The 22241-nt window shown below is 56.3% G+C and carries 20 protein-coding genes and 1 riboswitch; of the genes, 8 read left to right on the top strand and 12 right to left on the bottom strand.

Features of this window, described 5'->3' with window-relative positions:
- Position 1: 1 nt before the first annotated feature.
- The 4 genes from D9N13_RS06935 (at position 2) to cmoB (ending at position 3772) form a co-directional block, all read left to right on the top strand.
- Positions 2-1201 carry an acyl-CoA dehydrogenase family protein gene (locus tag D9N13_RS06935; protein ID WP_290587599.1) on the top strand — a complete coding sequence of 400 codons (1200 nt, stop codon included), beginning with the start codon at positions 2-4 and terminating at the stop codon, positions 1199-1201.
- Between the two features lie 47 nt (positions 1202-1248).
- Positions 1249-1938, top strand: coding sequence for a hypothetical protein (locus tag D9N13_RS06930; protein ID WP_290587597.1), 690 nt, complete (start codon positions 1249-1251; stop codon positions 1936-1938).
- A gap of 108 nt (positions 1939-2046) precedes the next feature.
- Complete coding sequence (gene cmoA / locus D9N13_RS06925) at positions 2047-2781, top strand: carboxy-S-adenosyl-L-methionine synthase CmoA (RefSeq protein WP_290587595.1); 735 nt, start codon at positions 2047-2049, stop codon at positions 2779-2781.
- A 22-nt stretch (positions 2782-2803) separates the two neighbouring features.
- Positions 2804-3772, top strand: coding sequence for a tRNA 5-methoxyuridine(34)/uridine 5-oxyacetic acid(34) synthase CmoB (gene cmoB, locus D9N13_RS06920; RefSeq protein ID WP_290587593.1), 969 nt, complete (start codon positions 2804-2806; stop codon positions 3770-3772).
- Here cmoB and D9N13_RS06915 read toward each other — a convergent pair.
- Positions 3769-4026, bottom strand: a complete 258-nt coding sequence (locus D9N13_RS06915; RefSeq protein WP_290587591.1) for a hypothetical protein — start codon at positions 4024-4026, stop codon at positions 3769-3771. The genes cmoB and D9N13_RS06915 overlap by 4 nt on opposite strands.
- Positions 4027-4096: 70 nt before the next feature.
- Positions 4097-4303, top strand: a riboswitch (cobalamin riboswitch).
- A gap of 174 nt (positions 4304-4477) precedes the next feature.
- Here D9N13_RS06915 and D9N13_RS06910 point away from each other — a divergent pair.
- From D9N13_RS06910 to D9N13_RS06900, 3 genes are all read left to right on the top strand, one after another.
- On the top strand, positions 4478-6343 hold the full coding sequence (locus D9N13_RS06910; protein WP_290587589.1) for a TonB-dependent receptor domain-containing protein: 1866 nt from the start codon (positions 4478-4480) through the stop codon (positions 6341-6343).
- Between the two features lie 349 nt (positions 6344-6692).
- Positions 6693-8273, top strand: a complete 1581-nt coding sequence (locus D9N13_RS06905) for a fatty acyl-CoA reductase (RefSeq protein WP_290587587.1) — start codon at positions 6693-6695, stop codon at positions 8271-8273.
- Positions 8274-8383: 110 nt separating this feature from the next.
- The gene (locus D9N13_RS06900) at positions 8384-10033 is read left to right on the top strand and encodes an OmpP1/FadL family transporter (RefSeq protein WP_290587585.1); all 1650 of its coding nucleotides are present in this window, start codon (positions 8384-8386) and stop codon (positions 10031-10033) included.
- A 20-nt stretch (positions 10034-10053) separates the two neighbouring features.
- Here the strand turns inward: D9N13_RS06900 and D9N13_RS06895 are convergent, their stop codons facing one another.
- From D9N13_RS06895 to D9N13_RS06845, 11 genes are all read right to left on the bottom strand, one after another.
- On the bottom strand, positions 10054-10680 hold the full coding sequence (locus D9N13_RS06895) for a TetR/AcrR family transcriptional regulator (RefSeq protein WP_290587583.1): 627 nt from the start codon (positions 10678-10680) through the stop codon (positions 10054-10056).
- A 68-nt stretch (positions 10681-10748) separates the two neighbouring features.
- Entirely contained in the window at positions 10749-11096 is a 348-nt protein-coding gene (locus D9N13_RS06890; RefSeq protein WP_290587581.1) for a DUF6285 domain-containing protein, read from the bottom strand.
- 2 nt (positions 11097-11098) lie between these two features.
- Positions 11099-12085 carry a phosphotransferase family protein gene (locus D9N13_RS06885; RefSeq protein ID WP_290587580.1) on the bottom strand — a complete coding sequence of 329 codons (987 nt, stop codon included), beginning with the start codon at positions 12083-12085 and terminating at the stop codon, positions 11099-11101.
- 10 nt (positions 12086-12095) lie between these two features.
- Positions 12096-13142, bottom strand: a complete 1047-nt coding sequence (locus D9N13_RS06880) for a hypothetical protein (RefSeq protein ID WP_290587578.1) — start codon at positions 13140-13142, stop codon at positions 12096-12098.
- 158 nt (positions 13143-13300) lie between these two features.
- Positions 13301-14800 (bottom strand): YifB family Mg chelatase-like AAA ATPase, encoded by a 1500-nt coding sequence (locus tag D9N13_RS06875; protein ID WP_290587576.1) that lies wholly within the window; start codon positions 14798-14800, stop codon positions 13301-13303.
- A gap of 74 nt (positions 14801-14874) precedes the next feature.
- Positions 14875-17226, bottom strand: coding sequence for a 7TM diverse intracellular signaling domain-containing protein (locus tag D9N13_RS06870; protein ID WP_290587574.1), 2352 nt, complete (start codon positions 17224-17226; stop codon positions 14875-14877).
- A complete protein-coding gene (locus tag D9N13_RS06865; RefSeq protein ID WP_290587572.1) occupies positions 17190-17831 on the bottom strand; it encodes a 7TM-DISM domain-containing protein in 642 nt (213 codons plus the stop codon). The genes D9N13_RS06870 and D9N13_RS06865 overlap by 37 nt, the downstream gene beginning before the upstream one ends.
- A gap of 75 nt (positions 17832-17906) precedes the next feature.
- Positions 17907-19727, bottom strand: coding sequence for a 7TM diverse intracellular signaling domain-containing protein (locus D9N13_RS06860; protein ID WP_290587569.1), 1821 nt, complete (start codon positions 19725-19727; stop codon positions 17907-17909).
- Between the two features lie 91 nt (positions 19728-19818).
- Positions 19819-20802 (bottom strand): PA2778 family cysteine peptidase, encoded by a 984-nt coding sequence (locus tag D9N13_RS06855; RefSeq protein WP_290587568.1) that lies wholly within the window; start codon positions 20800-20802, stop codon positions 19819-19821.
- Positions 20799-21206 (bottom strand): PA2779 family protein, encoded by a 408-nt coding sequence (locus D9N13_RS06850; protein ID WP_290587567.1) that lies wholly within the window; start codon positions 21204-21206, stop codon positions 20799-20801. Before D9N13_RS06850 ends, D9N13_RS06855 begins: the two co-directional genes overlap by 4 nt.
- Before the next feature lie 80 nt (positions 21207-21286).
- Positions 21287-21565 (bottom strand): accessory factor UbiK family protein, encoded by a 279-nt coding sequence (locus tag D9N13_RS06845; protein WP_290587565.1) that lies wholly within the window; start codon positions 21563-21565, stop codon positions 21287-21289.
- 331 nt (positions 21566-21896) lie between these two features.
- Here D9N13_RS06845 and glnK point away from each other — a divergent pair, with 331 nt between their 5' ends.
- Positions 21897-22235, top strand: coding sequence for a P-II family nitrogen regulator (glnK, locus tag D9N13_RS06840; protein WP_101893992.1), 339 nt, complete (start codon positions 21897-21899; stop codon positions 22233-22235).
- Positions 22236-22241 lie beyond the last annotated feature (6 nt).

The raw sequence follows: 22241 nt of genomic DNA, 5'->3' as shown, positions 1-22241 counted from the left end.
TATGGATTTTACATTATCAGATGAGATTGAACGCACGCGTTTGCAGGTGCGTGAATTTGTGGAACAGGAAGTGCTGCCCCTGGAAACCGACGCGGCCAATTTTGATGACCATGAAAACCTGAAAGAAAGCGTGGTGGCGGCGGTGCGGGAAAAAGCCAAAGCGCAGGGGTTGTGGGGTTTTCAACTGCCGAAGGAGCGGGGCGGCCGTGATCTGGGTATTGTGGGCATGGCGGCGCTGTATGAAGAAGCCGCCCGTTCCCCCTTTGGCCCGGTGGCCTTCAATTGTGCGCCGCCGGATGACGGCAATATGATTGTGCTTAATAAAATTCTCAGCGAAGCCCAAAAAGATCGCTGGCTGCAGCCCATTATCGACGGCAAGGTGCGATCGGCTTTTGCCATGACCGAGCCCGATGGTGGTTGTGGGTCCGACCCCAGCCTGACCTATACCCGTGCCCAGCAGGTGGGCGACAAATGGATCATCAATGGCCGCAAGTGGTTCATCACCGGAGCGGAAGGGGCCCAGACCTTTATCCTGATTGCGAAAACCTCCGACGATGAACGCAAAGGCCTCACCGCTTTTCTGTTTGATAAGGATCAGCCCGGCTGGGAGATCGTACGCCGTATTCCCATTATGGGGCCGGAGGAACACGGTGGGCACTGTGAGTTGAAATTCGATGGTCTGGAAATACCCGATGAGAACCGTCTGTTGAATGTGGGTGACGGCCTGAAAGTGACCCAGATTCGCCTGGGTACCGCCCGCCTGACCCATTGTATGCGCTGGCTGGGGTTGGCCAAGCGTTGCATGGAAATCGCCGGTGGTTACGTGGAAAACCGCATGAGCTTCGGCACCACCCTGTCCGGGCACGAAGGGGTGCAATGGATGATGGGGGATGTGGCCAAGGAGATACACATAGGGCGCCTGCTGACCATGAATGCGGCCTGGAAACTGGATCAGGGGGATTTTGCCCGCAAGGAGATTTCCATCGCCAAAATCCAGGTGGCCGACACGCTGCACAAGGCAGCCGATACAGCCATACAATTGTGTGGTGCCCGTGGTTACTCTAAAGACACGATGATCGAGTGGATTTACCGTTATGCCCGGCAGGCCCGCCTGGTGGATGGGGCGTCGGAGATCCACAAGATGGTATTGTCCAAGTACTATCTGGCAGAGAAGCACGATTTCTTCAAGTGGGGCGTATAACGTCACCCTAAACACAATAAGAAGCAATACAAAGCAGGGGATTTACCATGCCAACCAAATACTATCTGGCATTTGCCTCCTCCAGGGATCTGGAAGGCGCGGCCATCGAGCTGCTGCGGCGTCATGAAAACGGGGTAAAGGACAGCCATATCCCCCTAATGGAAAGCACGATGGACTATTTCATACCGGAAATGCTGGATGCCTTTCTGGTGCGCACGGTGGATGCCATCGGGCTCAGCAGTATGCCCACCAAGGTGGTGCATTCCACCGCCGATGTGATTGGGAAAACAGCGAAAATGCTGGTGCCCCATTTGTTGAAAAAGCGCAGCAATAAAGAACTGGAGCCGATGATTGGATTTGTCGATGAAATCTATATTCGCCCTGAGCAGGCGGATAATGGCCTGGCCAGCACCGGTTGCGAAATCGATCAGGCCACTTACGAGCGTATGAAACGCGTGGTGGCAGGGATTCAGGCCGGTGAGGTGCAGGCCAATCGTGCGGAATTGTCCGAGCTTATGAGCCTGACGGTGGATATCATGCTGGAAGGCTTCATGAAACGGGCCATCAACTTGCTGAAGCACGGGTTTGTGGTGCGCAAGATCGCCGACGGTGCCATTGCCACCTGCCAGGCCGCCGGGCATGGGGTGGTCAATAAAGTGTTCAAAAAGCTGGACGACGAGCAGATGCTGCATCTGGCCAACTATTTCGACACGCTGATTCTCTCGGCGCAGCGCTGAGGGGGCGGTGAGAGGCCGGTGAGAGGCCGGTAAGCCGTCAGCGGCGTTTGGCAAGCGCCTTACCCCGGGCTAGAATGGCGCCATTCCAGCCCAGGTAATGATGATGCCATGAGTGACAAGCCCGCCCAGGACAACCTGTTCGCCAAACCCCTGCCCCATCTGGTGGATTTCGCCTTCGATGAGCAGGTGGCCAGCGTTTTTCCCGATATGATCCGGCGTTCGGTGCCCGGTTACGAAACGGTGATTGCCATGCTTGGGGTGTTTGCCAGTTCATTGGTGACCCCGGGTTCCCGTGTCTATGATCTGGGCTGCTCCCAGGGGGCGGCGACGCTGGCCCTGCGCCGCCATATCCGGGAGGCGGACGTAACCCTGGTGGCAGTGGATAACGCTGCCCCCATGATAGAACGTTGCCGCAGTAATGTGGCGGCGGACCTGTCTCCCAGTCGGGTGGAGCTGCGCTGTGAGGATATCCAGGATACCCCCATCCACAATGCCTCCCTGGTGGCCCTGAACTATACCTTGCAGTTCGTTCCCCTGGACCAGCGTCTGGGGCTGATCCAGCGCCTGTACAGCGGAATGAATCCGGGAGCGGGCCTGATTCTGTCGGAAAAAATCGCCTTGCCGGAAGGGGAGCAGCAGCCGTTCACCCACTGGCATCATGAGTTCAAGCGCTTGAACGGTTACAGCGACCTGGAGATCAGTCAGAAGCGCCAGGCCATTGAGAACGTGTTGATCCCGGAAACCGCTGCCGCCCATCGTGAGCGATTGCTGCAGGCGGGATTTCGCCAGGTGAGTTGCTGGTTTCAGTGTTTTAATTTTGCCTCGTTTATAGCCCTAAAGTAACCAACCCTGATTGATGCAGTGAATGATGGATTTTACCGCCTTCTATGAGCACGCCGGGCAGACCGCGCTGGCGCCTTACCTTGACGCAATACGGGCCCGATTGCAGCAGTGGCAGCCGCAAACCCATGGGGATTTCGCCCGTTGGCAGCAGTGTGTAGAGAGCTTGCCCCGGGTGGCCGTGTCCTCCCTGGCTCTGGATCAGGCGGCCGTGGGGGTGGGCCAACCTGGGGATTGTACCGAGCCTGAGCGGGAGCAGATTGAAACCGCCCTGCGCGGATTGCACCCCTGGCGCAAGGGCCCTTTTGATGTGTGCGGCGTGCACATTGATACCGAGTGGCGCTCGGACTGGAAATGGGATCGGCTGGCGCCCCATGTGGACTCTCTTCAGGGGCGTACCGTGCTTGATATAGGCTGCGGCAGCGGTTATCACCTGTGGCGCATGTTGGGGGCGGGAGCCCGCCTGGCCATCGGGGTGGACCCATCGTTGTTGTTTCACATGCAGTTTCGCGCTATTGAGCATTTTACCGGTCCGCAAGCGCTGCATCACCTGCCCTTGGGGATTGAAGATCTGCCGCCCGCCATGGGTGCCTTCGATACCGTCTTCTCCATGGGCGTGCTGTATCATCGCCGTTCGCCCTTTGATCACCTGATTGAACTGCGGGAGCTGCTGCGCCCCGGGGGGCAACTGGTGTTGGAAACCCTGGTGATTGAAGGTGAATTGGGGCAGGTACTGGTACCGGATGGCCGCTATGCCCGGATGGGGAACGTCTGGTTTCTACCCTCCGTGGCTACCCTCGTACAGTGGCTGCAGAAGGTGCGCTTCAAGAATGTGCGCTGCGTGGATGTCACCGCCACCACGGTGCAGGAACAGCGGCCTACGGACTGGATGAGGTTTCAATCACTGCCGGATTTTCTCGACCCTGTCCATCCCGAGCGCACCATCGAAGGGTACCCGGGGCCCCGGCGTGCCATCATTCTGGCGCAACGCTAACGACTGTCCAGGCCCGGGTGCCGATCCTCGCTTTCCAGTTTGGTCAGCAGGCGGGTCAGCTTGCTGTGTTCCGTACTGCTTTGTCCGGAGTGAATGTAGTGTTCCACCTGATCATACAGCTGCTCCAGCAGCTTCAACCGATAATCGTGATTTAACAAGCACTTGGCTACATGGTGGGGGTCTTCCCCCTGTTCCCGCATGCGGCCGGCTTCGGCCAGGGCGGAGGCCAGTTCTTCTTTGCTCGGGCGGCCCATAATTCACCTCATTGATGTGTTCCTGCTAACCAGTTTAGCACCGAATTCCTTGACTAATGCGCCCTGATCCATAGACTAGGCCGCCGATGGTTCCTGCGAAGGATTAAATGGGAACGCGGTGAAACACACCTGTCATGGCACAGGTTGTTGAGTCCGCGGCTGTTCCCGCAACTGTAAGCGAAGAGCGTTTTTCAACCACGGCCACTGGGCAACTGGGAAGGCCGAAAAGCGCAATGACACGTGAGCCAGGAGACCTGCCATCACACGGATTGACCCGGCATTGGGTGAATTCGTGCTCGTCACCTACCAGTAACGGGTTTTTATTGGTGCGGCTACCGTCACGGTGACGATACCCATACGTGGTTACCGAAGACGGATCCCTTTTCTTTCCGGGCCTCTCCCTTTGGTGCGCGCGTATTCCTTCATAGTGTTGTTATAGCAGGGGTATTGCATGAAGTTGCGATTGTTCGTCGCCGGTCTCGGTGTTGTTGTTTCCAATGGGTACGCAGAAGAAGCGTTGCAGATGGCGGCCTATTCGCCGCAGGTGGCCGACGAAGTGCTGGTAACGGCCACCCGTTCGCCGGTGGCACTGAAAGATTCGATTGCGTCGGCCTCGGTCATCACCCGGGATGATATCGAAAAATCCCAGGCACGGGATCTCTATCAGGTGTTGCGGAGCCTGGCGGGGCTGCAAATCCGCCGCAATGGCAGCCGTGGCAGTGCCACCAACGTGACCATGCGGGGTGCCGGTGCCAGCGGCACGCTGGTGTTGGTGGACGGCATCAATATCGAAAGTGCCACCTTGGGTGAAACCAATCTGGAAAGTATTTCGCTGGACCAGGTTGACCGTATCGAGGTGGTGCGTGGGCCCAAATCCAGCCTCTATGGCTCCAGCGCCATGGGCGGCGTCATACAGATATTCACCCGCGCCAATAAAAAAGACGGGGTGACCTACACCCTGGGGCGTGGCTCCAATAATACGGTGGACACCAGCATCAGTGCCAACGGCTCCAGCGACAGCAGTCAGCTTAACGTGACGGCATCCCATGTTGTTTCCGATGGAATCGATGTGCAAAGTCGTGATGATGAGGTGGCGGGTTCCGCCGCCTATGACGACGATGGCTACCATCGCACCAACCTGTCCCTGAATCTGGAACAGGCGCTGACCGAGCAGATCAGTGCCAACCTGTTGTTCAGCGGCAGCCGCTCACAGGCCGATCATGACAGTTTCTATGCTTCTAACGCCGGCAATACACCCTACCTTGAACAGGAAACCAGATTGTATTCCGCCGCCCTGAAATACGAGCGTGAACACTATTCCACAAAACTCCAATATGGAAAGCTGGAAGACGCGTCGGACAATTACGAAGGGGATGGTACGGCTGATGTCGATCGCTTCGGAACCACTCGCGAGCATGGCTTTTGGGAAAACACCCTGACGCTGTCGCCGGGGGTTCAGTTGAATTTCGGTACCGATTATACCCATGAAGAAATAGAAGCACCCACGGCGTACCGTCAAACCCGGCGCGATAACTTTGGCGGCTACCTGAATACCCAGCTGGAACTGGGTTTGTTGTCACTGTCAGCCGGGGTTCGCCACGACGATAACGAACAGTTCGGCAGTAAAATGACCGGGGACTTTGCTGTGGGGCTGCATGTGACGGAGGACGTTACGGTTTCCGCCAGCGTTGGCACGGCCTATAAGACACCTTCGTTCAACGATTTGTATTATCCGGATGTGGGGTGCTGTGTCGGGAACCCGGATCTGCAGCCGGAAGAAGTCGAAAGTTATGAGCTGGGCGTGGACGCTTACCAGGAATGGGGCAGCACCTCACTGCGTGTGTATCGATCCGACATCGAGAACAAAATTGATTGGGTTTTTGTCACGCAGTATATCCCGTTGCAGGTGGATGAGGCGGATGTAAAAGGCCTTGAACTGCAAGTGGGTACGGAATTGTTCGATACCATGATTGCCGCCAGTGCCACCTATGAAGTGGTGGAAAATGCGGCTACGGGAGAGGATCTGGAGCGTCAGCCGCGACAGCGTATCGCGCTGGATGTGGATAGGGCGTTTGGCCGCACCGAGCTTGGTTTTTCCGTGTATGCCCAGAATAAACATTATGAAGGTGAAGGGGAGGGCCGCATTACCCTGCCCGGGTACGGTGACGTAGCCTTACGTGCGGCCCATCGGATTAACGAGCAAGTGACCGTTCGTGCCCGCATCGACAACCTGTTTGATAATGATTATGTAGAGATCTATGGCTACAACACAGAAGGCCGTTTTGTGATGGTATTCTTTGATTATACGCCGCGCTAAAACCGCTCACGAACATGGGGCGCTTTCCGGCTAAGCCACCCGGGAAGTGCCCTCTCTTGTTGCAAGCCAGTTGAATTAAAACGGCATGCTTTATGACATCATACGATGACATCATGGGTGGCATTGATCAGCCCCAGTACAGGAACGTGCAGATCAAACTGCCGTTGCTATTAATTTGTGCATTCGCACGCATTCATTTTGTTTAAATAAGGCAAGCGCCTCACTGCTTTGCTATGCTCGTCATCACTTTAGCAACATCCTTTCAGCCGGTACGGAATCTGGCTAGAATCTTGCTCACCTTTTTTGAAAACTGAAACGTACGCATCCATTGAAAGCAAGGAGCAATGTAATGGAAGCTTGTCATTCCCGTTCCAACTCTGCCTCACAATCCACCACTGCAGCCCAGACTGTTGCGTTGCACAGCTACGCAGGCAAATCCATTTTCATTACCGGCGTGACCGGATTTGTCGGTAAGGTCGTGTTGGAAAAACTGTTGCGCTCTGTGCCCAAGGTAGAGCGCATTTATCTTTTGATTCGAAGCAATTCACGTTACCCCACCGCAGCAGAACGTTTTCAGGCTGAGGTGGCCACCTCCACCATTTTTGATGTGCTTAAAGATGAAGGTGAAGCTGAGTTCGCTGCCCTCTGTCAGCGTAAGTTACGGTTTGTCAGTGGGGAGCTGACGGCGGAGCGTTTCGGCTTGGAGGAAAGCGCCTTTGCCGAGTTGGCGGCTGAAATAGATCTGGTGGTTAACTGTGCTGCCAGTGTCAATTTCCGCGAGCCGCTGGATGATGCTTTGGCCACCAATACGTTGAGCCTGTACAGCATTATTCAATTGACCCGAGCCAGAAAAGTACCGCTGGTGCATGTGTCCACCTGTTATGTAAACGGTTATAACGAAGGCACCATCGAGGAAACCATTGCGCCTCCCGCGCAGCTGTCGTTGCCACGGAATGAGGCCGGTTTCTATGATGTGGAGCCTTTAATTGCAAGCATGCAGGAAAAACTTGCAACGCTCAGCGCGAACATCAGCGATCAGGATCAACGTCAGGCAGCGTTGGTGGAACTTGGTATTGAGTTGTCACAGCAGTACGGTTGGAATGACACCTACACGTTCACCAAGTGGGTGGGTGAGCAGGTTTTGTTGCAACACCTGGGCGGACAAGCGCTGACTATCCTGCGGCCCTCCATCGTGGAGAGCACCTTATTTGATCCCGTACCGGGCTGGATCGAGGGCGTCAAGGTGGCCGATGCCATCATTATGGCCTACGCCCGTCAGAAGGTGACTTTCTTTCCCGGTGATCGTCAGGGGGTTATCGACATCATCCCGGCGGACCTGGTGGCCAACAGCATCATTGTCGCCGGCGCGGAAGCCCTGGGCGGTATGCCGGCGCACCGGGTGTACCAGTGCAGCAGCAGCGAGCAGAACCCGCTCACCATCAAAGAGGTGATTGAGCATGTGGTGTATGAGGCCAGGCACCATCACACCAATTATCGCAAACTGTTCCTGCGTCAGCCCCGGCGCCCGTTCATCATGATTCCCGGCTGGTTGTTTCATTTGGGATTGGGTATGGCCTACAGCGCAGGCGCCTGCTGGCAAACGTTGAAAGGATTGTTGGGGGCTGAGGCCTCCGTTGCGCTTTCAAATCTGGATGCTGCCCGTAAGTTAGCCGGCGTGTTTTCCTTTTACACCCGACCCCGCTATCGGTTCAGCAATAAAAAGTTGCGGGCATTGGCGAGTCGCCTCAATGATGAGGAGCGGGCTGCGTTTCCCATGGACACGGCTGAGCTGGATTGGCAGCACTATTTCCGCCGGGTTCACCTGCCCGGCCTGAATCATTACGCCCTGGATGCCAAGCGCGCCAGATTAAAATCCGCCGCCCCGCAACGGCGCCCTGTGGCCACCGAGGTTGTAAAGGTGACCAGCTAAAGGTGACCGGATAGTCAATTTGGCCTTATTGGACCTGTTCCCTGGAGGATAACCTCATAAACTGAGCATGTGCTTAATAAAAAACAATAACGAACTCAAGCGCAGGCTCTATGAACATTCGAACTGTCTGGACTTTGGTGGTCATGCTGGTGGCAGGCCACGTTTCGCCCTGCCGGGCGGCGTTGGTGGAAAACCTTACCATGGGCAACGCCAAGGCATTGGCACTGGGTAACGCGGTGACCGCGGATCCCCCCGGTGTGGACGCCATCCATTTCAATCCCGCCGGGCTCACCCGGCTGAAGGGGCGTCAGTACAACCTGAAAGTACTGGCGGCCTCGTTTGGCTTTACGGTGGAATTTGGCGGTTATGATGACATCACCCAACAGCTGGTGGATAACAACGGCTACAACGATGAAGCTGCATACAGTACCAGCGAAACCACCACCATCGGTTTGCGCATACCCTTTGTGGAGGGGATAACGGAGTGGCCGCTGCCGGTTCTGTTTTTGCCGTTGGGTGGCGCAGCCTACAATCCTGCCGGCAGCGATGTGACCTATGCCACTGCAGTGTATGCGCCTATGGCAGCGGGTTATGTACGGGATGATGATGATCCGGCCCGTTTTATGGGGCAGCACATGTCCCTGGCCAAGATCACCTATTTTTCGCCTTCTTTTGGGGTGGAGCTTACCGATACCTTCTCAGTGGGAGCGTCACTGGGGTTTTCCTGGCAGGGGGTCACTGCCAAAACCCAAATCCGGGTGCCGAATATGGCCTTGGCGTTCGGTGAAAATCTAACGCGTGATTTCCAGAATCAGGGGCTCTGTCCGGAGCCCGGCGATCCAGACCCCTATATTAATTTCTGCGGCCTTGATCCATCGGTAGCGCGCCTGGGGCCGTTCACCGATGTCACCAGCCTGGAATTCGATGCCGAAACACCGCTGGTACCCAACTTTAACGTGGGTTGGTTGTGGCAGGTGACGGAGTGGTTGAGCTGGGGGATGGTGTACCAGTTTGAAAGCACAGCAAACCTGAAAGGCTATTACCGATTGGAATACAACGAGGAGTGGGTCAACTTCTTCGATGGCATCTATCAATCCGGGCTCTATGACACTATCACCATGTTGGTGGCGTTCCCCACCGGGCAGGCCAATTCCCCCCATGGCCGGGGTATCGAACAGGGTGAGGCCAACATTGAAATCGTCACGCCGGCCCATTTTGCCACCGGGGTTGCCGTTCAGCTCACGCCGACGCTGCAACTGAACATTGATGCCAAGTGGACCGACTGGGCAGTATGGGATGGATTGAAAGTGGAGTTTGATCAGCCACTGGATTTCACCAAGCTGGCGACATTGGTATCCCCGTATTCCGAGCTGACGGAGCTGACCATTCCCCGCCACTACAAGAGTGTGTGGAACTGGGCTTTCGGTGTGGAGTATCGTTACAGCGACCGGCTGGCGTTGCGGGCCGGTTATGAACCCCGTAAATCCTCCATCCCCGACAACAAGCAGGACGTGTTGTTGCCGCTGGGGGACGCGCAATTGTTTTCACTGGGTTTTGAATGGCTGATGCCCGGTGATCAGGTGTTGGAAGTCGGTGTGGGTTATATGACGGCGGATGCGCAGGTGCCGGCCGGCGGCAGCACCAATGCCAACAGTTCCGATCACTTTAATAATTTTATTTACAACCCCTACGCAGGCACCGAGTTTTCATCGTCGGCCACAGCGTACCTGTTCGAGTTAAGTTACACCGCGCCGTTTTGAGTAACCGCTGTTAACCGGCCCTAGCGCGGGGCCAGGCCGTGCATGATTACATCCACCAATGATTGCACTTCAATACCCTGTTGCTTGGAGTCGACAATGCTTTGCATAACAAAGTCCGGCCGAATCAGCATGTCAACCGAGCCCAGGATCAGGGTATGCAGGGTGACATTGGACACATCGCGAATTTCACCCCGCTCGATGCAGTTGGCCAGGGCCTTGTCGATAATCTTGAGGTAGGGTTTGATGTAGCGATCCCGCACATACAATGCCCGTTGTTCTTCGTCGTTCAACCCGCTGAATATCAGCTTGAACATGGCGGGTTTGCGTTTCGCCACTTCCAGCATGACCACGATGTAATTGCGCAACATGGAAAGCGGATTATCCAGGGCGCTGTCCAGTTTGAGATCGGCAATGAGTAAACTGAATTCATGGCCGATGATGGAATCCACCACTTCATTCCAGAGCTTTTGCTTGGAACCGAAGTGGTGGTTGAACAGGGAATCACTTACCCCCAGCTTTTTCGCCAGAGCCCGCAGTGAAACACTGTTGAAACTTTTTTGTGAGAACTCCTCGAAAGCGTGTTCGAGCAGCTGTTCGCGGGTAAGGGTATCTGCATTAGCGGCAGGTCTGCCCGGTGCGCGTCCCATGATGTGGTATCCAGATGCAATGTGAATGGGTGAATATTATCACGGCTGCAGGCAAGGGTGGGCATGCTTCAACGGTTGTATTTGGGGTTATCGATTTCCAGCTTGGCACGGGCCAGTTGTAACAGCATGCCGGTCAGCGCGGGATTGATGGGGGTGTGGCCGTTTTCAATTGCGCTGCATAAGGTTTTATTCAGAATGTCGGGATCGGTTTCATTGCTTGCCAGAAAGGTCTGCAGTTGCCGGGTTTCCAGTTGCTGGAAACCCGGTGCCTGGAGTTCTTCCCGCTGCACAATGGCAAGCACATTGGCGGCCACCCGGCGATAAAAACGGTCGGCTTCAGTGTCTGCCGGCGGTTGCCGCAAATAGTCCGTGACCGCGGTGAGCAACTCCTGTCTATGTGGGCGGTTTAATGGCATTGTCATTCCTCCGCGATGGAATGCAGTAATTGCATCATGTCATACTCGGTTTCCGCCACCCGGCGGCCAATGGCGGCCTGCTCCACCGAGCGCACCTGTCCGCTCAGATAGCGATGGGCCTGATACTGGCAGATGACGCCCCATTTGAGGGTGCCGAACAGCTCCCAATAGCGCACGTGGTTTGGGTTCACGCTAACGCCGCTGGCGGTAGTGTAGGCGGCAAACAATGTACTGCGATCACCAAAACCACCGACGGCTTTCTCCGGCTGGCTGAAGCGCCAGGCGCGCACGCAGAGCCAACCCAGATCCTCCATCGGGTCCCCCAGATGCGTCAGTTCCCAATCAAGAATGCCGTTCAAACCATCTTCATTCACCAACAGGTTGCCCAGGCGAAAATCGCCGTGCACCAGTGTGTGTCGGGAGCAGGGGGGGATGTTGTCCTGCAGCCAGCGAAACGCCAGGCTGAACACCGGCAGTGTTTCACCGAAACCGCGATGCATCTGCAGCAGGTCATGCAACTGGGTGGCCGCATCCTGCACCGGAAGAAAGTGCAGCGTGCCGGTGTCGATACGGTGGATCTGTGCCAGCGCCCGGGCACACTGGGTGGTGAGCTGATCACGGGCTGCCTGCAGGTGCGGGGCTTTCAGAATTTTGGGTGCCAGGGATTCGCCGCTCAGTGCCTGCATCAGGTAACCGTTGCCCAGTTGCGGATGCTGTTCCAGGATATGGTAAACCTGTGCCACCGGCGCCCCGGCACCGGCGGCGGCCTGCTGGGTTTTGGCTTCCATGGTTTTGCCCACACAGGTACCGAATTGCTCGCCACCGGCTTCCAGCCTTAGTATCAGCGGTTGCAGGTTGGTTGCAATCAGCCAGGTGGCCGCCGAGGCCCCGGCGGTAAGCCGGGTGCATTGCTTGATCAGACAAAGCTTATCCACGGTATCGGCCACAATGGGTTGCAGGGCCTGTTGCAGCGTGTGCGGTTGTATCATGGTGATGGCCTCAGCAGGCAATGCCGACGGGCTTGCCGTCCACCATCTGATCCAGGTATTCCGACATGCCATAACCGGTTACGCCATCGCACTCAAATCGGCTCATGGCTTCGGTGATGCGTGTGCTGCGCCATTCACCGCTGTCGGTCTGGCGTCGATTGCGCAGCGGGATCAAGGCCAGCGCAGTTCCATTTAACTGATAGCGGCGGCCACTGACGGTGGTCAGGCTGACCTGTTGGGATTGGGCCTGATGGTGCTCATCCAGCACCGAACGCATTTCGGCCTGTTCGATCAAGTCGTATTCCGCCGGGCCGCCGTTGCGGCAGTCGTACACCATGCCCCACACATGGTGGCGCCCGCTGGCCATGCGCACGATGGAGACATTAACGGCGAACTGATCATTGAACACCATGGGCAGCCAACGATACCAGTACAGGTTCTGCCAATAGCGCGGCCCCCAGGAATGATCGCGCAGGCCAAAGCCGCTGAGCGAAAAGCGCTGGCCACCGATGGTGACCCAACCACTGCCGGTCATGTGTTGTTCGTAGTGGCCGCGGGCAAAGGATTCATCCGGATCTTCCTCGATGGGGTTGCCGTTTTCATCCACCGCTTCACCTCCGTACACCGGGGTCATACCGTTGAAGGTGATCTCGGCGTGGGCGGGATGGGTTGGATTGTTGCTGAACGCCGCTTTCGGGTTTTCCATATCCTGTGGATTTGCCAGCAACACAACCGTGCCCTCGTAGCGCACCTTGAGCGTTTTGAAGGGCTCAACCACTTCAAACTTCATGCCGCCGGCGGCCAGGGCATTGTTGTTGCTGATGGGCGCGCGCTGGAACATAAACGCCACCTTGCCATCGGGCAGATAAAAACAAAAAGACATTTCGGCATGGCCTTCGTTGGGGCGATTGCCCACCCGAAACCAACCGCCGCACTGCTGCTGATGATCAAACAGGTTGATGTACATGCTTTCATTGAAGTTGGAGGCGGCTTCAATGGGATGCATGTATTCGTCTTCCGGCTGCAGGCGGATGGTGGCGTTCTTGCCCAGGTCCATAGCGGTCCCCTCTGGAATGTGAGTTCTTATTCTGTGACTGGTTGGTCAGTTTGCCAATGCAAAGCGCCCATGACAAGGGAAAGCCTACATTATATTGAGCGTATGCTCAATAAATTTGAAATGGAATGCTGCCTGGTTGCCGGCACGTACCGCTCCCGCTAAACGGCAAACAAAGCCCGGTAGGACAGCGCTTCAGTGAGGTGGCGCTTGCTGATGGCGGCGCTGTGTTCCAGGTCCGCCAGGGTGCGTGCCACCTTCAGGATACGGTGGTAACCGCGGGCGGACAGCCCCAGTCGCTCCACCGCCGTTTGCAGGAAGCGGGTATCGTTCTCGCTCAAAGCGCACACCGTATCCAGTTGTTTGGCGCTGAGGTCGTGATTGGGGCAACCCTGACGCTGTAACTGAATCTGCCGGGCACTGCTGACCCGATCCCGCACGCTGTCGCTGGACTCACCCCGCTCATGATGTTGCAGCTCGCTGATGGGCAGGGCATCCACTTGAATGTGCATGTCGATGCGGTCCAGCAGCGGCCCGGAGAGCTTGCTCTGATATTTGTTGCAGCACAGTTGAGGGTTGTTACAGCCTTCCGGCGGCTTGTCGGGGTGGCCGCAGGGGCACGGGTTCAGTGCGGCAATCAGCTGAAAATTGGCCGGGTACGTGATCTGCTGAGCGGCCCTGGAAAGCGCGATCTCGCCGCTTTCCAGAGGTTCCCGCAGTACTTCCAGTACTTTGCGGGGGAACTCGGGCAGCTCATCCAGAAACAGGATGCCGTTGTGTGCCAGGGAAATTTCACCGGGTTTGGGGTTGCTGCCACCGCCGGCCAGGGCGGCCCCGGAGGCGGTGTGGTGGGGGGTTCTGATGGGCCGTTGAAACAGCGGCCTTGAGTTGATGCGGGATACGGAGTGAATGGCTGCCGTTTGCATCATCTCTGCATCGGTCATAGGCGGCAGAATGCCCGGCAGGCGGGCGGCGAGCATGGATTTACCGGCACCCGGGGGGCCCATCATCAGCAGATTATGCTTGCCGGCTGCGGCCACTTCCAACGCGCGCTTGGCCTGGTGCTGGCCCTTCACGTCCGCCAGGTCGGGATAGTCCATGCCGGGCTCTGCGTCTTTTGGGTCCGCGCTCTGAAATGGTTGCGCCGACGCCGGTTGTTTGAGGTTGCCGCACACCTGAATCAGGTGACCACAGGGGAAAATCCGGCTGTGTCTGGGCACGGCGGCTTCAGCGGCGTTCGCCGCCGGAACGAACAGGCTGTGTTGGTGCTCCGTGGCGGCGATGGCGGCCGTCAGCACGCCCTCCACCGGTCGCAGCTGGCCGGACAATGCCAGTTCCCCGACAAATTCTGTTTGTTCCAAAGCCGCTGCCGGAATTTGCTCGGAGGCCGCCAGAATGCCGATGGCAATGGGCAGATCAAAGCGACCGCCGTCTTTCGGCAGGTCGGCGGGCGCCAGGTTGATGGTGATGCGGCGCTGGGGAAAATCAAACTCGGAATTGAGAATGGCGCTGCGCACCCGTTCCTTGCTTTCGCGGACTGCAGCGTCCGGCAGGCCCACAATATTGAAGGCGGGCAGACCGTTGGACAGGTGCACCTCCACGGTAACCTCCGGGGCGTTCATGCCTACACGGGCTCGGGTTTTGACGATGGCCAGGGCCATGGGGGGTTCCCTCCGAATGATAGCTATCCGTATATAGACAGCTACCGGGAAAACAGAGGGCTGATAATCAAGCGTCAGCCACGGGCCTGGTCCGAGTCGCCCGCCAGCAGAAACTCCACCAGCTTTTCCTTCAACATAGTGAAATCCACGGGTTTGGCGATGTGATCATTCATACCCGAGCGCAGCGCTTTCGCCGTATGCTCAGGCAGGGCGTGTGCGGTCAGCGCCAGCAGGGGAATGGGGCCGTGGTTGGTTTCCTGTTCCCACTGACGAATGCGTTTGCTGGCTTCGTAACCATCCATCACCGGCATTTCACAGTCCATCAGGATCAGATCAAAGTCCCGGTGGTGTCTGGTGTAGAGCGTCACCGCATCCTCGCCGTTGCAGGCCACGCTGGTGTGCATACCCAGTTTTTTCAGCATGCTGGTGATCACCATCTGATTGACCGTGTTGTCCTCCACCACCAATACGCGCTTTTCCGACAGCGGCATGAAGGGAGGATTCTGCGATGGCTCGTGCTCGGTGGCGGGTTGTTGCAGCACACTCATGAGCGCCTGGCGCAGCCCCCGTACGGAGGCCGGTTTCTGGATGGTCATATCGATGCCTGCCGTCTTCAGGTCAGCGGCAGGCGGAGTATTGCGCATGGCTGTTAACAGAATGCGGTGGCATTCGGCAATGTCAGCGGAGGCCTGGATCAGGCGGGAACATTCCACACCGTTCATACCGGGCATGTTCATATCCAGGGTCACCAGTTCGAAAGGATCACCGGCCTGGGAGGCTTCCCGCAACATCTGCAGTGCTTTTTCACCGTAGTAGGCCACCGAGGGCCGCATACCCCAGGCTTCGGTTTGTTCCTTGATCACACGGGTGAACTCCGGTGAATCATCCACAATCAACAGCTTTTTACCTTTCAAAGGTGTCAGTGACACGATGTTGGCACGGGTGAATTTTGCGTCGGCTAACTCGCATTGAATGGTGAACCAGAAACAGCTGCCTTCCCCCTCCTGGCTTTCAACACCAATTTGCCCCCCCATCAGATGAGCGAGGCGTTTGGAAATACTAAGGCCCAATCCAGTGCCGCCGTATTGGCGGGTGACGCTGTTATCCGCCTGCGAAAACGCTTCAAACAGGTTTAATTGATTGTCGTGACTAATCCCGATACCGGTGTCGGTAATGGCAAATTTCAGCACATGCCGTTTGCCGTCGCGCTGCTCCGGTATTTCGCTGACCCGTAAACTGATGCGGCCCTGGTTGGTGAACTTGAACGCGTTGCCCATCAAATTGAGAATGATCTGCCGCAAGCGGGTTGGATCGCTGTTGATAAACGTCGGTGTGCCGGGGGTCAAAGAGCAGAGCAGCTCCAGGCCTTTGTCTTCCGCGGTGACAGAGAATACGGAGGCGCACTCCAGGCATAACTGATCCAGGTCGAAGTCGATGTGTTCGATATCCAGTTTACCGGCTTCGATTTTGGAATAATCGAGAATGTCATTGATGATATTGAGCAGTGCTTTGCCGGAGCTGGCAATCACATCAACATAATGTCGGTGGGCCGGTGATAAATCCGCATCCTGCAGTAGCGCGGCCATCCCCAATACGCCGTTCATGGGAGTGCGGATCTCATGGCTCATGGTGGCCAGAAAATCGCTCTTGGCTTTACTGGTTTCTTCGGCGCGTAGGATTTTTTCGCGGGTTTTCACCTCTTCAATTTCTGAATTCATTTTCAGTTCCAGGTAGCGGGCCTGTTCCTGCGCGGCGCGGCGCTCGCTTTCCAGAGCCTGTTTTTGCGCCTGCTCCCTGCCTAATCGTTCCATATTAATGCGATCCGCCAGCGCAAACGACAACAGGATGATTTCCAGCGAGGAACCAATCTGAATGGCGTGTTCGATCAGCACGGTGCTGGGAATAACACCGAATTTGCTCAGGGCCGTGATCATCCAGGAGGCGATGAGGCAGGTAAATGCCAGGCAGTAGTAGCGCGCCACCCGTTGCCCCGCATACAGCATGTAAAACCCGGTGAAAACACTGATGCAGGCACTGGCGACACCGAAACCGGAAGTCAGCACAATGCTGCTATGGTACGGCAGCACGAAACTGCTTGCCAGGAGAGTGGCCCAGACACTGAAAAACAACAGTTTTACTTTGTACAAGCGCGGAGCACGCCGCTTGATGTCCAGCAGCGAGATGGCAAACAACATGCTGGAGCAGCCGAACAGCGCGATGCTGGCGGGGATGGCCCAGGTGTTGATAGCGGGTAGCCAGGGCCAGAGATATTGGAAACCGAAACCCTGAATAGCAGCGTTAAACAGGAAACTGCTGGACGCAACGCAGGCGTACAACACATAGCTGGGATGACGCACAATGCTGAAAATAAACAGGTTGTAGATGATCATCACCACCATGACACCGTAATAGATGCTTTCAGCCACCCATAATGGTTGTTGATCTTCAAAGAAGTGATTGCGGTTCCAGACACTAGGTTCCAGACACTAATAGGAACCTGCAGCGCACCCTGGGTCTGCACCCGCATATAAATCGTATGTTGTATGCTTGAATAGGCGTGGAAGGGAAAAACAAACTGGTGATTTTTTATAGGGCGGTAGGCAAACGGAAAGGTGTCACCGGTACGGTAGTAATGGGTAAACCGATCGTTATTCTCGATAAAGACGTCAATCTGATCCAGCGCCGCATAGGCGATGTTCAGTACCAGCTCTACATCCGCTGGTGCGCTGCTTGTCAGGTCAAGCTTGATCCACAGGGCATCACGGCTAAAACCATAAGAGGGTGTTTCTGCCTGGGGGATGCTCCACTGCTCCTCAGGCAAGCGACGTATGTCATTGACGGTCAGCTCACCGGTTGGGTCCAGGTAATGGAGCGTGTACAGGCCGGCATCCTGTTGCCGGAAATTACTGCCGATATCAAGGCTGTTTTGTGCAGAAACACCGCAGGAAAATAATGACACACCGATCAGCAGCAGCCGTATCAGGCCCCAATAGAGATGGCGGAGACTTTTGCTGTTTTGAGGGTTGACCATGCTGCTGCTGCGTCGGTTGTCGTTAATTAATAACTATAGAACAGAGCCCCGCAGCTGCCCAAAAAACGTGCAATACTAATCCGAACCTGCCTCACTGAAGCTGGTTAGGCAATTGCGGCCGTTTTGTTTTGACTGATAGAGTGCCGCGTCAGCCCGGTTCACAAACAGGTTAACGTCTTTAGGTGAGTTGGGAATACCGGCATAGAGGCCTACACTGCAGGTCACCCTCAGATTACCGGATTCCAGCGGAATAACGGTGTTTTCAATTTGTTGCAATACCCGCTGGGCGACGACTGTGGCCCCCTCGCTATCGGTTTCCGGCAGGACAAAACAGAACTCCTCGCCACCGTAGCGCGCCGCCAGGTCGGTGGGGGCCCGATTGGATGCCTGTATCTGCTCTGCCACCACCTTCAGGCATTGATCACCCGCCAGATGGCCGTAGTTGTCATTCACGGATTTAAAGTGATCAATATCAATCATTAAAATGGCAATACTGTGTTGGTAACGAATGCAGCGGGCGAACTCATCTTCCAGGTACTGGTTAAGGTAACGCCGGTTCTTGAGGCCGGTCAGCTGATCAGTATCGCTTAATGTCTTCAGCTTCTGGTTGGCCTGCTCCAGTTCCACAGTGCGTTCGGCCACTCTTTGTTCCAGTGCCTCGTTGGCCTGGCGCTGTGTCTGCAGAGCCAGGGATTGCGCTTCGATGCGCAGGGAGCGTTCCTTGTTGATGCGCTCGGCCAACGCAAACGACAACAGTAAGGCTTCCAGTAGTGAGCCGATCAGCAGAGCGTACTCGGTGAACAGGTTGGTGGGAATGACATTGCTTTTACTGAGGACGATGACGATACCGCCGGCGAACAGCGCAGCCCAGGCCAACGTGTAGTAGGGTGCAGACGGCCGTTTCTCAAACCAGGCCACGATGCCGATTATCAATCCCATGACGCACGCCACCAGGGCCACCGGCACCAGAATACTGATCACATGGGTGTAGGTGGTAAAAAAACTCGCCACGATGGCGCCGCAACAGAGCAATGTGAAGCCAAAGAAAAAGCCGTTGGCCCAGGGTTGAAACGGCTTGTCGGTGGCCAGGAAACGCCGGGTGAACAACACGGCGAACAAAATACAACTGGCCAGAAACACCAGAATGGACTGGTCATTCCATTGGGTGGCATTGGGCCACAGAAACATAAAACTCCAGCCTTGCAGGCCCGCCACAAACAGCGCAAGGCTTACGATATAGCTGACGTAATACAGGTAGGCCCGTTCGCCCAGGACAAAATAGATCAGCAGGTTATACAAGGCGATAATCAGCAGGCCGCCGTAATAAATGCCGTGCATGATGGTGGGCCCCACCTGCAGGGTGTGGAAGTTGTTCTCATCCCACAGAATGATGGGCACCATCAGTGAACTGGTGCTTTCAACCCGGACATAAACCTGCGCCTTGGTGCCGGTGTCCAGGGTCAACGGCACCAGAAAGTTGTGATGCTGGATCGGGCGGGACCAGAAGGGTAGCTTGTCACCCAGGATAAATTCCTGCAGGCGTCCGTCTTCGTACCGGACATAGACCTGCAGGTGATCCAAAACCGGGTAGGCAAATTCCAGGAGCCAGGATGTCTGCGGTTGAGGGTTCTGCAGTTCGAGGCTCAGCCACCAGGCAGAGGTGCTGTAACCTTGGGAGAACGTGGACGCGTCATTGCGTGTCCAGTCCTGCCGGTGCCGGATGTCATCATAGGTGAGTGTGCCGCCGGGATCTTCGAGATAACGTACCTGATCGCCCAGTTCAATCCGACCCAGATTAACCGAGGCATCAATGGTTGCTGCCTGCAGCCAGGAACAGCACAGAACCATGAGCCAGGCCAAGGGGGCCAGGCGGGTGTAGGGAGATGTTGGATGCAAACCTGATGTCCGATTCTAATTCTTATGTTGTCAGTCCGTTAAATATAGCCGCTGGAACTGGGGTATGCCTCTTTTACAGGCCGGATGCGGGCTATTGCAGGTCGCTGCGTGCAGGCGCCGGGCATTGAATGGGGGGGCAGGGCCGGGGTGATTGGCCGGATGGCCGCCGGCTCATTTCCGCCACTGTGTCCCGCAAGTTGGTATCCTGGGGCGCCAGTTGCAGCCCGCAGTGGGCTGCCCGCTCAGCCTGTTCCAGACAACCCTGCGCGCGCAGGGCATAGGCATAATTGTTCCACCCCTGGGTCAGCCGGGGGTGTTGTGACAGCAACTGCTGATAGTGTGCGGAGGCGGCATCGGCCTGTTCAGTAGTGAGCAACAGGTTGGCCAGGGCAAAGCGGGGGGCAGGGGATTGCGGCCAGGCCCGGGTCGCGCTGGTATAGGCCTGTTGCGCCAATGCCTGATGCCCGATTTGCTCCAGGCCGTGGATCAGCGTTGTATAGCGGACCGGGTCTGCCGTGCCGGGAACCCGGTCCGGTGGCAGTACCACGCGGCCCCAGCGTTCACTGCGCTGCCAGGTGTTGTCAAACACGGTTAACGGGGTGATGCGCCGTTTCAGGTCACCGGAGCGCAGCACCAGTTCCCGGGTCTGCAGGTTATAGCCCACTGCCACCGCGAAATGCCATTGCGGCAACCAGTCTATGCCCAGGTTCTGTAGCACCAGCACCGGGTGCCCGGTGGCCAATTCCTCCAGTAACTGGTCCAGGGAATCCACCGGGTAACTGATGAAACCCTGGCGGCGGCTGGCGATGTCCATCTCCACCGGGAAGCTGCCCCGGGCTTTGGGGGTGAATACCTGGGCCGCCAGTTGCTGCGGTTGCACGCCTGCCTGGTAATAATTGAGTACCATGGCCAGGGCCGCCGGCCCGCACTGAAAATCGGCCTGCTCTATAAATGGGGTGTCGATGATCTCGGCGCTGGGCGGGATGCGTTGCGAAAGGGTGGGATCAATGGTGAATGGAGGGTTCAGGGAACAGCCTGCCAGCAGCAGGCTGAGCCCCAAAACGAGTCGGATCACTGATTGTTGACAGGCTTGATAGCTGGGAAAATATTGGTGGTACCGAGCAGATCCAGCACGATCAGAATCACAAACACCAGCACCACAAAGCCGACCACGCTGCCGCCGGCCTGCATCTCTTCAACCTGGGTGCTGAAGGCCTGCAGTTCGTCTGCTGTCATTTCTGCCACACGCTGTTCCACATCCGCCGGGTCAACCCCCAGGCTAAGCAGGGTGTCACGGGCCTGTTGCTGATCCAGCACGGCCAATACCTGGGCCCGGGTGGATTCGCGGTCTGCATCCGACAGCATTTTCTGGGTGGGAATCATGGCTGCCTGGGCGCTTGCACTCAATATGCTGACCACGACCATGGTGGCTGCCAGCAGGCGGGCGACCCATTGTTGTAATGCGTTTGCTTGGCTCACGGTGTTCTCCTTAGGAGCTGTTTTCTATGGGTGGTATTACAGGCAGTATACTAGCCAAATATCAGGCGATAAACAGCCACTCAGTCGGCATTTTTTACAGGGCTATCCGGCCCGGACGGGCCTTGTTCCAGTGCTGAAACCTGTTTTTCCAGGTCTTCCAGCCGCGCTCGGGTGCGGGCCAGCACCTTGGTTTGAACGTCAAATTCTTCCCGGGTGACCAGATCCATGCGGGCCAGCGATTCCCGGATCACCGCGCCCAGGTTATGACGTAAATCCTGTCCCAGTTCACCAATATCCTGGGGCAGGCGTTCCTGCACCAATTCCAAAATGCGGTTTACTAAGTTTTCCTGACGGTTCATGATAGCTCCTTCATGATCTAGGCGGCAGTGTATCACGCCCCTTTGGGGAGTCACCAAAATGCGTCAGGAAAACACACGCGCACCATAATGAAGCCTTCATTTGGCGCAGCGTGCATGCTTTTGGTGCGATATAATGGTGCCATCATGGCGGTAAAACCCTAGCGTTTTAGGGTTAAACGCTTGATTCTTCGCAATTAAAACTAATAGGCATGGTTTGTGCTAACACCTGTGCATGTTCCGCGATTGGGCAGCATGCTGGGCGATTGCACTGATTTGCGAATAACGGGACCGTAGCAATTTAAGCTTTCGAGCATTAATAGGAGATGTTCTTATGAAACTGGTTACTGCTGTAATCAAACCATTCAAACTCGATGACGTGCGTGAAGCACTGTCTGAAATTGGGGTTCAGGGTATTACTGTTACTGAAGTGAAAGGCTTCGGGCGACAGAAAGGCCACACTGAGCTGTATCGTGGAGCAGAATATGTGGTGGATTTCCTGCCCAAAGTAAAAATTGAAGTTGCGGCTTCCGATGACCTGCTGGACCAGGTGATCGAGTCCATCAGCAAGGCTGCCAACACCGGCAAAATCGGTGACGGCAAGATCTTTGTTACGCCTCTGGAACAGGCGATTCGTATCCGTACTGGCGAAACCGGTACTGACGCGATCTAAAACAGT

This window comes from Ketobacter sp. GenoA1, from assembly GCF_003671475.1.
Lineage (GTDB): Bacteria > Pseudomonadota > Gammaproteobacteria > Pseudomonadales > Ketobacteraceae > Ketobacter.
The sequence above is the reverse complement of the archived record's forward strand: the minus strand, read 5'-3'. Positions and strand labels throughout refer to the sequence as shown.

Excerpts from the sequence above, each read along its gene's own strand:
- D9N13_RS06935 (WP_290587599.1), top strand. The coding sequence starts at position 2 with ATGGATTTTACATTATCAGATGAGATTGAACGCACGCGTTTGCAGGTG.
- D9N13_RS06930 (WP_290587597.1), top strand. The coding sequence starts at position 1,249 with ATGCCAACCAAATACTATCTGGCATTTGCCTCCTCCAGGGATCTGGAA.
- cmoA (WP_290587595.1), top strand. The coding sequence starts at position 2,047 with ATGAGTGACAAGCCCGCCCAGGACAACCTGTTCGCCAAACCCCTGCCC.
- cmoB (WP_290587593.1), top strand. The coding sequence starts at position 2,804 with ATGATGGATTTTACCGCCTTCTATGAGCACGCCGGGCAGACCGCGCTG.
- D9N13_RS06915 (WP_290587591.1), bottom strand. The coding sequence starts at position 4,026 with ATGGGCCGCCCGAGCAAAGAAGAACTGGCCTCCGCCCTGGCCGAAGCC.
- D9N13_RS06910 (WP_290587589.1), top strand. The coding sequence starts at position 4,478 with ATGAAGTTGCGATTGTTCGTCGCCGGTCTCGGTGTTGTTGTTTCCAAT.
- D9N13_RS06905 (WP_290587587.1), top strand. The coding sequence starts at position 6,693 with ATGGAAGCTTGTCATTCCCGTTCCAACTCTGCCTCACAATCCACCACT.
- D9N13_RS06900 (WP_290587585.1), top strand. The coding sequence starts at position 8,384 with ATGAACATTCGAACTGTCTGGACTTTGGTGGTCATGCTGGTGGCAGGC.
- D9N13_RS06895 (WP_290587583.1), bottom strand. The coding sequence starts at position 10,680 with ATGGGACGCGCACCGGGCAGACCTGCCGCTAATGCAGATACCCTTACC.
- D9N13_RS06890 (WP_290587581.1), bottom strand. The coding sequence starts at position 11,096 with ATGCCATTAAACCGCCCACATAGACAGGAGTTGCTCACCGCGGTCACG.
- D9N13_RS06885 (WP_290587580.1), bottom strand. The coding sequence starts at position 12,085 with ATGATACAACCGCACACGCTGCAACAGGCCCTGCAACCCATTGTGGCC.
- D9N13_RS06880 (WP_290587578.1), bottom strand. The coding sequence starts at position 13,142 with ATGGACCTGGGCAAGAACGCCACCATCCGCCTGCAGCCGGAAGACGAA.
- D9N13_RS06875 (WP_290587576.1), bottom strand. The coding sequence starts at position 14,800 with ATGGCCCTGGCCATCGTCAAAACCCGAGCCCGTGTAGGCATGAACGCC.
- D9N13_RS06865 (WP_290587572.1), bottom strand. The coding sequence starts at position 17,831 with ATGGTCAACCCTCAAAACAGCAAAAGTCTCCGCCATCTCTATTGGGGC.
- D9N13_RS06845 (WP_290587565.1), bottom strand. The coding sequence starts at position 21,565 with ATGAACCGTCAGGAAAACTTAGTAAACCGCATTTTGGAATTGGTGCAG.
- glnK (WP_101893992.1), top strand. The coding sequence starts at position 21,897 with ATGAAACTGGTTACTGCTGTAATCAAACCATTCAAACTCGATGACGTG.